The 12,910-nt window shown below is 72.0% G+C and carries 10 protein-coding genes; 5 read left to right on the forward strand and 5 right to left on the reverse strand.

Going from position 1 to position 12,910, the window contains the following annotated elements:
• Nucleotides 1-278: 278 nt before the first annotated feature.
• Nucleotides 279-2,627: a thiamine pyrophosphate-binding protein gene (locus tag AC4BEG_RS34265; protein ID WP_490703557.1), complete on the forward strand. Its 2,349-nt coding sequence runs from the start codon at nt 279-281 to the stop codon at nt 2,625-2,627.
• Between the two features lie 75 nt (nt 2,628-2,702).
• Here AC4BEG_RS34265 and AC4BEG_RS34270 read toward each other — a convergent pair whose 3' ends face one another.
• Nucleotides 2,703-3,479, reverse strand: a complete 777-nt coding sequence (locus AC4BEG_RS34270; protein WP_490703558.1) for an SDR family NAD(P)-dependent oxidoreductase — start codon at nt 3,477-3,479, stop codon at nt 2,703-2,705.
• A 201-nt stretch (nt 3,480-3,680) separates the two neighbouring features.
• Here AC4BEG_RS34270 and AC4BEG_RS34275 point away from each other — a divergent pair, with 201 nt between their 5' ends.
• Nucleotides 3,681-4,895 carry a DUF4032 domain-containing protein gene (locus AC4BEG_RS34275; RefSeq protein WP_490703559.1) on the forward strand — a complete coding sequence of 405 codons (1,215 nt, stop codon included), beginning with the start codon at nt 3,681-3,683 and terminating at the stop codon, nt 4,893-4,895.
• A 62-nt stretch (nt 4,896-4,957) separates the two neighbouring features.
• Here the strand turns inward: AC4BEG_RS34275 and AC4BEG_RS34280 are convergent, their stop codons facing one another.
• From AC4BEG_RS34280 to AC4BEG_RS34290, 3 genes are all read right to left on the reverse strand, one after another.
• Entirely contained in the window at nt 4,958-5,716 is a 759-nt protein-coding gene (locus tag AC4BEG_RS34280; protein WP_490703560.1) for a thioesterase II family protein, read from the reverse strand.
• A 153-nt stretch (nt 5,717-5,869) separates the two neighbouring features.
• Complete coding sequence (locus AC4BEG_RS34285; protein WP_490703561.1) at nt 5,870-6,784, reverse strand: ATP-grasp domain-containing protein; 915 nt, start codon at nt 6,782-6,784, stop codon at nt 5,870-5,872.
• The gene (locus tag AC4BEG_RS34290) at nt 6,784-7,692 is read right to left on the reverse strand and encodes an ATP-grasp domain-containing protein (protein ID WP_490703562.1); all 909 of its coding nucleotides are present in this window, start codon (nt 7,690-7,692) and stop codon (nt 6,784-6,786) included. Before AC4BEG_RS34290 ends, AC4BEG_RS34285 begins: the two co-directional genes overlap by 1 nt.
• 168 nt (nt 7,693-7,860) lie before the next feature.
• Between AC4BEG_RS34290 and AC4BEG_RS34295 the strand changes: the two genes are divergently transcribed.
• Complete coding sequence (locus tag AC4BEG_RS34295) at nt 7,861-8,985, forward strand: carbohydrate kinase family protein (RefSeq protein WP_490703563.1); 1,125 nt, start codon at nt 7,861-7,863, stop codon at nt 8,983-8,985.
• The gene (locus AC4BEG_RS34300; RefSeq protein ID WP_490703564.1) at nt 8,982-9,917 is read left to right on the forward strand and encodes a pseudouridine-5'-phosphate glycosidase; all 936 of its coding nucleotides are present in this window, start codon (nt 8,982-8,984) and stop codon (nt 9,915-9,917) included. Before AC4BEG_RS34295 ends, AC4BEG_RS34300 begins: the two co-directional genes overlap by 4 nt.
• A 23-nt stretch (nt 9,918-9,940) precedes the next feature.
• Here AC4BEG_RS34300 and AC4BEG_RS34305 read toward each other — a convergent pair whose 3' ends face one another.
• Entirely contained in the window at nt 9,941-10,600 is a 660-nt protein-coding gene (locus AC4BEG_RS34305; protein ID WP_490703565.1) for a PhzF family phenazine biosynthesis protein, read from the reverse strand.
• Nucleotides 10,601-11,192: 592 nt separating this feature from the next.
• Between AC4BEG_RS34305 and AC4BEG_RS34310 the strand changes: the two genes are divergently transcribed.
• Nucleotides 11,193-12,695 carry an ArnT family glycosyltransferase gene (locus AC4BEG_RS34310; RefSeq protein ID WP_490703566.1) on the forward strand — a complete coding sequence of 501 codons (1,503 nt, stop codon included), beginning with the start codon at nt 11,193-11,195 and terminating at the stop codon, nt 12,693-12,695.
• The last annotated feature ends 215 nt before the right edge of the window (nt 12,696-12,910 follow it).

A 12,910-nucleotide genomic window follows, 5' to 3' on the forward strand; every position in this document is an offset into this window, starting at 1 on the left:
CGACACGGTAGAACGCGCCCCCGCGCGGGATGCGGCGCGCGGCACTGTCGGAGGCGGGGAGCGGGAGGCGACAGGGCCGGGCCGGGGGATCGGGACGTGCAGCCCTTGCGGAGTGCGCGGGCGGAACGGAGACTACGTCTCGCTGGTGATCTCCGAATCCGCCGGCCATGACGCGGCCCACCAGGCCGCGCACGACCGAGGCGCATTCCCACCAGACCGCGCCTGACGAATACGCCGTCCCACCACGACGGGCCCGAATGCCGAGGAGACCGACCCTCATGACCACGAAGACCAGCGCGACAACACCCGAGGCCGAGGTCTCCGACGCGCTCGCGGCGCAGGACGCGCTGCTGCGCGAGGTGGAGCAGCGGGTGCTCTGGCTGGCGACCGCGATCATCGACCACGCCAACCGGGTACGGCCCAACCCCACCGGGCTGAAGGTGGGCGGGCACCAGGCGTCGTCCGCGTCGATGACGACGGTCATGACGGCGCTGTGGTTCGACCGACTGCGGGCGGGGGACCGGGTGTCGGTGAAGCCGCATGCCTCTCCGGTGCTGCATGCGATCAACTACCTGCTCGGGGAGCTGGACGAGCGGTATCTGACCACGCTGCGGGAGTTCGGCGGTCTCCAGAGCTATCCGTCGCGGTCCAAGGACCCCGATCCCGTCGACTACTCCACCGGTTCGGTGGGCATCGGCGCCACCGCGCCGATCTGGGGCGCGCTGGCCCGCCGTTACACCGACTCCGTGGCGGGCGGCGCGGGCACCGGGCGGCAGTACTCGCTGGTCGGGGACGCGGAGCTGGACGAGGGCGCCTGCTGGGAGGCGATCCTCGACCCGATGGTCGGCGAGCTGGGTGAGATCTGCTGGATCGTCGATGTGAACCGGCAGTCCCTGGACCGGGTGGTGCCCAACATCGGCGCCAAGCGCTTGCAGGGCATGTTCGAGGCCGCGGGCTGGCAGGTGCTCACCGTCAAGTACGGACGGCTGCTGCGGGAGCTGTTCGCCCGGCCCGGCGGGGACGCCCTGCGGCGGCGGATCGACGAGATGACCAACCCCGAGTACCAGCGGCTGCTGCGCTGCACCCCGGAGCAGCTGCGCACCCGGCTGCCCGGCGACGGCCCCGAAGCCGCCGCCCTGCACAGCCTGATAGCGCCGCTGGACGACGCCACCCTGCACGCCGCCCTCCGTAACCTCGGCGGACACGATCTGCGCGCGCTCGACGAGGCGCTGGGCGCCATCGACGACACCCGGCCCACCGTGATCTTCGCGTACACGGTGAAGGGGAACGGGCTGGCCACCGAGGGCCATCCGCAGAACCACTCCTCACTGCTGTCGGCCGAGCAGATGGCCGAGCTGGGGCAGCGGGTGGGCATGTCGCTCGACGACCCGTGGCAGCGGTTCGCCCCGGACTCGGCTGCGGGTCGGCTCTGCACCCGGGTGGCCGCCCGGCTGCGGCGCGAACCCGTCACCCTCACCCCCGTCCCCGAGCTGCCCACCGACATCGGCCGCACCCCCCACGGAAAGGCCACCACCCAGGCCGCGCTCGGCCGCGCCCTGCTGGACCTCACCCGGGCCGCCCCGGAGGCCGCGCGCCGTGTGGTGACGCTCTGCCCCGACGTCAGCTCCTCCACCAACCTCGGCGGCTGGGTCAACAAGGTCGGGGTCTGGTCGGCGGCCGACGAACGCCGCGACTGGTTCGAGGACGACCCCGAGACGATCCTGCACTGGCGGGAGCGGCCCACCGGCCAGCACCTCGAACTCGGCATCGCCGAAGGCAACCTGGTCGGGCTGCTCGCCGAGCTGGGCGCCACCTGGAGCCGCTGGGGTCAGCCGCTGCTGCCCATCGGGGTGCTCTACGATCCATTCGTCGAACGGGCGCTGGAGCCCTGGTCGTTCGGGATCTACGCGGGCGGCCAGTCGATCCTGGTCGGTACGCCCTCCGGGGTCACCCTGGCTCCCGAGGGCGGGGCGCACCAGTCGGTCACCACCCCCTCGGTCGGGCTCGAACAGCCCGGCTGTGTCACCTACGAGCCCGCTTTCGCGATCGACGTCGAGTGGACGCTGCTGGCCTCGCTGGCCCGGCTCGGGCGGCCCGACGGCACCTCCGCCTATCTGCGGCTCTCCACCCGCCCGGTGGACCAGAGCCTCGCCGCCGTGCCCACCGATCCGGCGGCCCGTGAGCGCCGCCGCCGGCAGACCGTCGCCGGGGCGTATCCGCTGGTGCGCTCCGCCGGGCAGCCCGCGGTCACGATCGCCGCGATGGGCGCCGTGGTGCCCGAAGCGCTGCTGGCGGCCGAGCGGTTGGAAGCGCAGGGCACCCCCGCCGACGTGGTCTGTGTGACCAGCCCCGGTCTGCTCTTCGAGGCGGTACAGGCCCGCTCCGGCCGGGGCGAGGGCGACAGCTGGATCCTGGACGCGGCGTTCCCCGCGCACCGGGCGGCACCCCTGCTCACCGTCCTCGACGGCCATCCGCACACGCTGGCGTTCCTCAGTGGCATCAACCAGGTACGCGCCACTCACCTCGGGGTGACCCGGTTCGGGCAGTCCGGCGATCTGGAGTCGGTGTACCGCTACCACGGTCTGGACGCCGACAGCATCGTCGGCGCCGCGTTGGACGTGTGCTGACCGGCCCGCGGGCCACGCGGTAGAACGGGCGGTGGGCACGGCGGTAGTACGGGCGCGGCACTTGCCGCGGAGCGCTCAGCGGACCGCCAGCCCGCCGTCCACGTTCATGATGGTGCCGGTCGTCCAACCGGCCTGCGGAGAGGCGAGGAAGGCCGCGGCGGCGGCCACCTCCCTCGGCGCCCCGACACGGCCCAGGGGATAGGCGTCACCGGTGCGGCGCTCGTGTTCCTCGCGCTGCTCGGCACTCGTCGGGACGATGTGCTCGCGCTCGTACGCCGGGGCGCGCACCGCGCCCGGGGCGATGGCGTTGACCCGGACGCCGGACGGGCCGAGTTCACCGGCGAGCGCCCGGGTCATCGCGTTGATCGCGCCGCGGGTGGCGGAGTAGGCGGCGGACGGGCGGCCGGTGCCCGTCGAATCCGCCCAGTAGCTGGTGATGTTGACGATGCTGCCGCGTCCGGCGGTGAGTGCCGGAAGCAGCGCCTGGGCGAGCAGGAACGGCACCCGCACATTGAGGTGGAGCATGGTGTCGAAGGTGTCGGCGGAGGTCTGGGCGAGCGGACTGAAGTGCGCCGTCCCCGCGTTGTTGACGAGGGTGTCCACCCGGTCGGTCAGCTCCAGCACGTGCTGTGCGGCGGTGGTCGCGGCGCCGTGATCGGCCAGGTCGAGACAGAGCGTGCGCACCGTGGTCCCGTGGCAGGACAGGGTCTGCCGGGCTCGGTTCAGTCCGTCCTGATCGCGGGCGATCAGCACCAGGCCGGCGCCCTCCGTGGCGAACGCGTCGGCGATGGCGTAGCCGAGGCCCTCGCTGCCACCGGTGATCACGGCGGTGGTGCCGACGAGATGGGGCAAGACCGGGTTCCCTTCGAGGGTGGACGGACAGTGCGGAGAGCCGTCGGACAGGCGGAGATCGACCCCCGGTAAACGGACCGATCATGTCCGGTTAACTCCCCGCAGCGTAGATATGTGGACAGAGCCTGTCCAATTCTGTCCAGAGTTGCGGACATCCCCGACCATCCCCGATCGCGCCTCCGTACCGCACACTGGTGTGTCATGGAGTTGCAGATCACCGCCACCTCGCCCGAGCATCCGGCATCCCTCCTCGATCTGCCCTGGCACATCCCGCTGGAGGAGTGGCCGGACGAGCACTTGGTGTCGCTGCCCCGTGGTATCTCCCGCCATGTCGTCCGGTTCGCCCGCGCGGGCGGCGAAGTGGTGGCGGTCAAGGAGGTCGGCGAGTGGGCGGCGGTCCGGGAGTACGGGCTGCTGCGGGATCTGGACCGGCTCGCCATCCCCGCGGTGGACGCCCTCGCGGTGGTCACCGGACGCACCGGCGAGGGCGGTCAATCGCTGGAACCGGTGCTGGTCACCCGGCATCTGGTGGGATCGCTGCCGTACCGCTCGATGTTCGAGACGACGATGCGGCCGAGCACCATCAAGCGGTTGCTCGACGCGCTCGCCGTACTCCTGGTGCGGTTGCACCTCGCGGGCTTCGCATGGGGCGACTGCTCGCTGTCCAACACCCTCTTCCGGCGGGACGCCGGCGCGTACGCCGCGTATCTGGTGGACGCCGAGACCGGGCAGATCCAGCCACGGCTGACCACTGGACAGCGGGAGTACGACGTGGAGGTGGCCCGGGTGAACATCGCGGGCGAGCTGATGGACCTGGAGGCCAGTGGTTCGCTCCACCCCTCGGTCGACCCGGTGCTCTTCGGCCAGGCCATCGCCGAGCGGTACGCCGAGCTGTGGCACGAGCTGACCCGGCAGTCGGTGTATCCGACGGCCAAGCGCCACTACATCGACCGGCGGGTGCGGCGCCTGAACGACCTGGGCTTCGATGTGGCCGAGATGCAGATCGAGCGCTCGCCCGACGGAGACACGGTCACCTTTGTGCCCAAGGTCGTCGACGCGGGCCACCACCAGCGCCAGTTGCTGCGGCTGACCGGTCTGGACGCGGAGGAGAACCAGGCCCGCAGTCTGCTGAACGACCTGGAGACCTGGATGGCCACCCAGGACGACTACGCGCCCGGCGATCCGCTCGGCGCACGGCCGGAAGTACTGGCGCACCGCTGGGTGCGCGATGTCTTCCGGCCGACCGTACGCGCCGTTCCGCTGGAGCTGCGCGGTGCCACCGACACCGCGCAGATCTACTACGAGCTGCTGGAACACCGCTGGTTGCTGTCCGAGCGGGCCGGCCGGGACGTGGGCCTGGACGCCACCGTCGAGGACTACACCCGGACCGTGCCGGCCGGACGCCCGCACAGCTGAACCCGCTTGCGCCCCGGGCGCCCGCTTGCGCCCCGGGCGCCGTGAGCCGCGAGGTGTCGGTGTCAGGAAGGCGGCGAGGACAGCGTCTCGGAGATCGACGCGATCACGCGCGGCGCCTCGCTGTTCAGATAGAAGTGGCCGCCGGGGTAGGTGTGCAGCGCGAATCCACCCGAGGTGTGCTCACTCCAGGCGCGGACTTCCTCGACCGTCGCCTTGGGGTCGCTGGTACCCACATGGGCCTGGATCGGGGCGGCCAGCCGCGGCCCCGAGGTGAAGCGGTAGGTCTCCGCGGCCTTGTAGTCATTGCGGATGGCGGGCAGGACCATCCGCAGGATGTCGTCGTCGCCGAGGAGTTGGGAGTCGGTGCCGCTGAGCGACTTCACCTCGGCGATCAGCCCCTCGTCGTCCCGCTGGTGCACCGTCTCGTCGCGGTGGGCGGACGGCGCGCGGCGACCCGAGGCGAACAGCGTGACCGGTATCACGCCCTTCTGCTCCAGGCGCAGCGCGACCTCGAAGCCGAGTGTCGCCCCCATGCTGTGGCCGAACAGCGCGATGGGCTTGTCGGTCCACGGCAGCAGCTCCGGGACCAGGGCATCGGCCAGGTCGCGGATGGAATCGATGCACTGCTCGTTGCGGCGGTCCTGCCGACCCGGGTACTGGACGGCGAGAACGTCGACCTTCGGGGAGAGCGCCTTGGAGACGGGGAAGAAGTAGGAGGCCGAACCGCCCGCGTGGGGTAAACAGACAAGTCGCGTCGCCGCGTCCGGCGCGGGATGGAACTGCCTGATCCACAGGCTGGTGCCGGTGGGCTGTGCGGTCACCTGACGTCCTTTCGTACCACTGAATCAACCGGCCGCTGGTGCGGACCGTCGTACACATACTGGACCTCGCGCGGAGGCGAGTTTCAGCCTGCCGGGACCAATGGAGCGCTGACAACCCCTATTTCGGACGTCGCTTTCCGGACACCCATTCCCTCAAGGGCCGGTCCGCCCCTCGCCCACCAGGGATGTCGGGAGGCAGGGGAGCGTGCCTCCGCCGTCGCGCTCTGGGCGCCCGCCGTTGCTGTCGAGCCGGTCGGGTGCGCCGTGCGCGGCGATGCGCAGCGCCAGCTCCGCCAGCGCGCGCGGGGCGCCCGCCTGCCCGCGTACCCCCGGAAACGCGTTGATGTCCACGATCAGCGGGGTGCCTCCGCCCGCGTCGATCACATCCACGCCGTACACCTCCAGCGCGAAGACCGAGCCGACCTCGAGCACCGGCTCCAGCCAGCCCCGCGGCAGCTCGCCGAGCGGCAGCGGCAGGGTGGGTCCTCGGCCGCCCGGCGCCAGCTCCGAGCGGCGGAGCGCGGCGAACACCGTGCCCGCGATCACCCAGAGCTTGTGGTCCCAGCCGTCGTTCGGGGTGAAGTCCTGGACGACCACGGGTTCATCGGGCCAGGCGGCGGCCAGGGCGCGCAAGCCCGCGGTGTCATCGGCCCGTGCGACCAGATCGTGCCGACGGCTGTGCCGGCTCTTGACCACGACCGGACCGCCGAGCCGCTCCGCCGCCATCCCGCCGAGCCTCGTCACCGTACGGGTGGCGGCGAACGGCAGCCCGGCGCGGCGGGCCAGTTCGGCCATCGCCGTCCGGTCCTGGCAGAGTCCGGTGGCCGCGGCCGAGTTCACCACCGGGGCACCGCGTCGCTCCAGGGTGTGGGCGAGCGTCAGCGCCCGGGGTGTTCTGGCCTTCAGCAGATACACATCGGCGAGGGCACCGGGGGAGACCGCGTCGGGTGGCGCGATGTCGTGGGTGGCGGGGTCCACGGCCACCACCTCATGGCGGGGTGTCAGCAGGGCCGTGGTGTCGGCGAGAAGCTGATGACCGGGGTCGGAGGTGATCAGGCCGATACGCATCAGCCGCCGCTCACCGCCGTCACCGCCGCCGCGTGCACCGGTACCGGAGCTCCCGCCGGTGGCACGGCCACGACATCCCGAAGGGGCGGCCGGGCGCCGTCGCCACGCGCCAGCTCCAGCACCGCACGCGCCACCCGTGCCGCCGCGTCCGGCACCTCCCGGAAGCTGGGGAAGTCGTTCACATCGACGACGACCGGGCCGTCCGGCCCCAGCAGCACATCGACCCCGTACAGATCGAGGCCGTAGACCGCCCCGACCGCGGCGGCGAGGGCGGCCACCTCCGTGGGCAGCGCCACCCGCCGCCCGCGTACGCCCCGTTCGGGGCCGAGCGGTGAGGGGCGCTCGGTCCCGTACAGCTCGCCGCCGACGCAGTACACCTTGAGGTCGATGCCGGAGTTGGGCACATAGGGCTGGGCGATGAGCACGCCCTCCGCTGCCAGTTCGGGGCTCAGCGCGGCCAGCCGCCGCGGTGAGGCCACCTGTCGCACCGCCCGCCCCGAGCTGCCGTCCGCGGGCTTGACCACCAGGGGATACGCCGACTCCGGTATCTCGGCCAGGGTTTCCGGTCGGGCCGCCGTCCAGGTCGGCGGCACCGGCAGTCCGCGGCTGTGTCCGATGGCCGCCGCCAGGGCCTTGTCCCGCACCCCGCGGATCGAGCGCGCGTCATTGACGGTGGTGAGCCCGACCGCCGCCGCGGCCTCCAGCAGCGTCAGACCGGGGCCGCCGGAGACGGTCTTGAGCACCCAGGCGTCATGGCTGCCCGCCCGTACCGCGTCCGAGATCCGGGTCAGGGAGGTGCCCGGGCGGATCACATCGACCTGATGCCCCCAGGCGGAGAGCTGATGGATCACCTCACGGGGCATCCCGTCGTGGCGATAACGCTCCTCCACCAGAAAGCAGAGTCTCATCGGCCTTCTTCCTCACTACCGGACAGATCTCCCCGGGCTGTCGCCGAGGAGTCCGGCCAGCCAAGGTCCTCAGGATGTCATCCGTCGTTCCGGCGCGATCTTCTGGCCCGTCGAACGCCACCCACCGGGCTCTGTTTATGCGAGTAAGTTTCCTTTACTCTGCTGAACATGATGTTGACGCGCCGGGAGCGCGAAATCCTCGCGCTGCTGCGACGGGAGCCGCTGGCCGGACCCCAGACCATCGCCGACGCCCTCGGGACCACCCGGGCGGCGGTCAATGTCCATCTGTCCAACCTGGGCAAGAAAGGCGCCATCCTGGGCCGCGGCTACATCCTGCGCCAGGAGCACGCGGTGGTGGTCATCGGTGGCGCCAACGTGGACGTCAAGGTGCGCAGCCTCGCCCCGGTCGCGTACCACACCAGCAACCCCGGCCGGTCCCACACCGGCCCCGGCGGGGTGGCCCGCAACATCGCGGAGAACCTGGCCCGGCTGGGCACCCCCACCCATCTCATCGCCGCCGTCGGCCAGGACGCGGCGGGGGAGCGGCTGCTGAGCGAGACTCAGGCCACCGGGGTGCGGGTGGACCATGTGCACCGCAGCACCCATCCCACCGGCACCTACACGGCGGTGCTGGACGCCGACGGCGATCTGGTGGTGGCCATCGCCGACATGGCCGCCACCGACGGGCTGAGCCCCGAACATCTGCACCACGCGCGGGAGCTCATCGGCCATGCGAGCATGCTGGTGCTCGACGGCAATCTCTCCCCCCAGGTGCTGGCATACGCGCTGGACATCGCGTCCGCCACCGGTGTCCAGACCCTGATCGACCCGGTCAGCGTGCCCAAGGCGGCACTGCTCGCCCCGCTGTTCTCCGATGCGCGCCCGGTGTTCGCCGTCACCCCCAACCTGGCCGAACTCGGCGCCCTCACCGGCCACCCGGTCGGCGGGGACGACCGCGAACTGCTCGCGGCCGTGGCCGCCCTCCACGAGCGCGGGGTCCAGCACGTGTGGGTACGGCTCGGGGAGCGCGGCAGTCTGCTCAGCACCCCCGACGCGGGCCACACCTTCCTCGACGCGATCCCGGCCGAGGTGCACGACGTCACCGGCGCCGGTGACGCCATGCTCGGCGCCTTCGTCCACGCCCTGCTCACCGGCGCCGAACCGGTCGAGGCAGCCCGCTTCGGCCACGCCGCGGCCGCGCTGACCGTGGCCTCCACCGCCACCGTACGACCCGACCTGACCCCGCGTCTGATCGAGGACGCGCTGAACGCCCCCCTGCGGAGGACCCCATGACCAGCCCGCACCCCCGGCTCACCCTCGGCGAGGAGGTCCGGGACGCGCTGCGCGACGGCCGCCCCGTGGTCGCGCTGGAGTCCACCATCATCAGCCATGGGATGCCGTATCCGCAGAACGTGGCGATGGCCACCGAAGTCGAAGAGATCATCCGTGCCCAGGGCGCCGTCCCCGCCACCATCGCCGTACTGCACGGCAGGCCCCGCGTCGGACTCGACCGGGACGACCTCGAACTGCTGGCCACCAGCCCCGAGGTGCGCAAGGTCAGCGTGCGTGACCTGGCCCAGGTGATGGCGCGCGGCGGGCACGGCGCCACCACCGTGGCGAGCACGATGCGGATCGCGTCGCTCGCCGGTATCAAGGTGTTCGTCACCGGTGGCATCGGCGGAGTGCACCGCGGAGCGCAGACCTCCTTCGACATCAGCGCCGACCTCACCGAACTCTCCACCACCCCGGTGGCGGTCATCAGTGCCGGGGTGAAGAGCATCCTCGACATCGGGCTGACCCTGGAGACCCTGGAGACCCTGGGCGTGCCCGTCCTCGGCTACGGCACGAACGACTTCCCCGCCTTCTACTCCCGGGTGAGCGGTTTCCCCTCCCCGCTGCGCGCCGACTCCCCCGAGGAGATCGCCGCCATCATGCGCGCCCAGTGGGACCTGGGCCTGACGGCGGGACTGTCCATCGCCAACCCGGTGCCCGAGGACGACGAGATCCCGGCCGAGCGGATCGACGGCATCATCGAGCGGGCGCTCGCCGAGATGACGGAAGCGGGTGTCACCGGCAAGGACGCCACCCCCTATCTGCTCGGCCGGATCGTCGAGCTGACGAAGGGGGAGAGCCTGGCCACCAATATCGCCCTGGTCAAGAACAACGCGCGGCTCGGAGCCCGGATCGCGATCAGCTACGCGGAGGCGGCGGACACCTCGGTCTAAATGGGTCCAGGTGGGTCGTGCCGCTACAGCGTGCGGGTCTCGACGAGGACGACCCGGCCACCGATCTCGATGGAACCGTCCGGTTGGGGGCTGGTGAGGATCTGCGAGTCCGCCCCCTGGCTGATGTTGAGGGATCGACCCAACTCGCTCGACAGCGCCAGTGCGGCCGAGCCGGTGGCTTCGTCCTCGACGATCGCGTCTCCCCGGCGCGGGAAACCACGGGCCCGTACCCGCCCGGCCGGTTCGTCCAGCCACGCCCAGGCGTACAGCCAGCCCTCGCCCTCCGGCGGTGCGGGGAGGCTGTCGACCTCGGCCGCGGAGGCGTACCGCTGGATGCGCCGCCCCGAGGCCCACTCGGGGCGGCCGGTGACCCAGGTGAACTCGCCGTCCTGGCGGGCGAAGACCTCACCGGCCGGCGGCAGCAGCTCGGGCAGATCCAGTAGCCAGGCGGTGCCCACCAGGGGATGGCCCGCGAAGGGCAGCCGGGCGCTCGGGGTGTAGATGTCCACGATGCCGCGCTCCGGGTCATCCACGAACACGGTCTCACTGAAGCCCAGTTGAGCCGCGACCCGTTGCCGCTCCCGCTCGCCGGTCACCGCGCGGCCGTCACGCAGCACACCGAGTACGTTGCCGCCGCGGCCGTAAGGCCCGCAGAACACCCTGAGTACGTCGAGGTCTGTCACTCCGGCATTCAAACATGATCGCGAGGTGGAGCGATCCGGTCGCAAACCGGTTGCCGGGCGCCACGGGCCTGCTGATCGCCGCGCAGATTCGCCACTTCTCCGCCCGGGGCCATGAAGTCGAGTGGAAGCTCGATACGCACGTCCGGCTGCGCCCGGTACTGGGAGCGGCCGAAGTGGAGGCGGTGATTTCCAGGCGCGCGAACGGGTCTTCGGCCCCGACAGCGGGCGTCTTCGGCACCGGCTGCTCGCCCGGCTCGCCGAGGCGCCGGACACCGCCGTCGCGGTGCTCGCCACGGCCGGTAACTACCCGGTGAGCGCGGAGCGGCTGGAGCTGACACCAGGCGCCCCGTTCGGCCGGGCTCTGGGGCGGAGGTACGGTGCCGGAGTGGCGCGGCCGGGGCCTCTACCGCGCTGGTCGCCTTCCGCGCCCGCCTCGCGGAACGTGTAGGCAACCAGGGCGCGGGGCCGGGACGTTCCCGGCTGCGGGAGGGGGACGGGGGCATTCCGAGTGCGGAGCCCTCATCGCGCCCGTACGCTGCGAACGGGCCGCACGGTACAGGGGGTGCCGTGTCCGTCCCGGAGGATTGCTGCCATGAGTGTGACGGGTGACCGGCCGGGGGTGGCGCGCTTCGCCGCCGTCCCGGTCCTCGGCATCGCCGCCGTACTCACGGGGGTGTTGACCGCCCTCTCCGGGCGGTACGGCTTTCACCGCGACGAGTTGTACTTCCTCGCCGCTGGCGATCACCCGGACTGGGGGTATGTGGACCAGCCACCGCTGACCCCGCTGGTGGCCAGGGCCGCCACCGCCGTCTTCGGGAACAGCCCGGCCGCGCTGCGGGTGCCCGCCACGCTTTGCTGCGCTGTCACCGTCGTGGTGGTCGCCGCGCTGGCCCGGGAGTTCGGCGGGGGGCGTCGCGCGCAGGTGATCGCCGCGGTGACCACGGCGACGTCGGGATATGTGCTGGGGATCGGCCATATGCTCTCCACCTCCACCCTCGACCTGCTCGTGTGGCTGCTGGTCTGCTGGCTGGTGCTACGGCTGCTGCGTACGGGGGACGGCCGCTGGTGGCTCGCGGTCGGAGCGGCCTCCGGGATCGGCGTGCAGAACAAGTACCTGGTGGTACTGCTGATCGCCGTCGTGGTGGCCGCGCTGCTCGCGGTGGGCCCGCGGCGGGTGTTGCGCGGCGGGTGGCCGGTGGCCGGTGCGGCGGTCGCGCTGGTCCTCGTGCTGCCCCAGCTGTGGTGGCAGGCCCGGCACGGGTGGCCGCAGCTGACCGTCGCGGACGGCATCCGGGCCGACGACGGGGCCGAGAACCGCGCGATGTTCGTCCCGCAGCAGATCCTGTTTCTGTCCCCGGTGTTCGTACCGGTCTGGGTGGCGGGCTGGCTACGGCTGTGGCGCGACCCCGCTCTGCGCTGGGCCCGCCCGACGGCGCTGGCGTATCCGCTGCTGTGCGCACTGGTGCTGGTGGCCGGGGGCAGGGGGTACTACGTCATTCCGCTGCTCATCGTGCTCATGGCCGCCGGGTGCGAGCCCGTGGCCGCGTGGACCCGGGCGGGCCGGCGTGCCGTGCGAGGCTGGACCGCCGGGGCGGCGGTGGCGGTGACGGCCGCGGTGAGCGCCGTGATCGGACTGCCGGTGCTGCCGACCGGCGCCCTCGCGGTGGCTCAGGCGGTCAACCCGGAACAGGGCGAACAGGTGGGCTGGCCCACGCTGGTGAGCGCCGTCCGGGACGGGTGGTCCCTCATTCCCGCCGACCGGCGCGACCATGCGGTGATCTTCGCCCAGAACTACGGTGAAGCGGGAGCGATCGGGCACTACGGCCCGGGGCGGGGCCTGCCCCCGGTCTACTCCGGCCATATGAGCTACGCCGACTGGGGGCCGCCCCCCGACTCTGCCGACGGTCCGGTGCTGCTGGTCCACCAGGACGGAGACCGGCGCATCGCACGGCACTTCACCGGCTGCCGTGAGGCCGCCCGCGTCGACAACCACCACGACCTGGACAACGAGGAGCAGCACGCGGCCGTCGAGCTGTGCTCGGGGACTCGCGCACCGTGGTCGGCCCTGTGGCCCTCGCTGCGCCACTACTACTGACGGCCGGGTGCGCACCGGGGCTAGTAGACCCTGTCCGGCGGATCTTCGCGGGCCCGCGACGCCTGGCACGGCACCTCGCTGCGTTGTCGGGGTCGTCCGAGTACGACCCGGTACGAGGGCGACCCTCCGCCTTGCGATCCACCGCACCAGACGCCGCGGGCTGATCCGTGAAGATCCACCGGACAGGACCTGGCCCCGTTGTCGGTGGGGTGCCT

Source organism: Streptomyces sp. JLBJ103 (assembly GCF_058215575.1).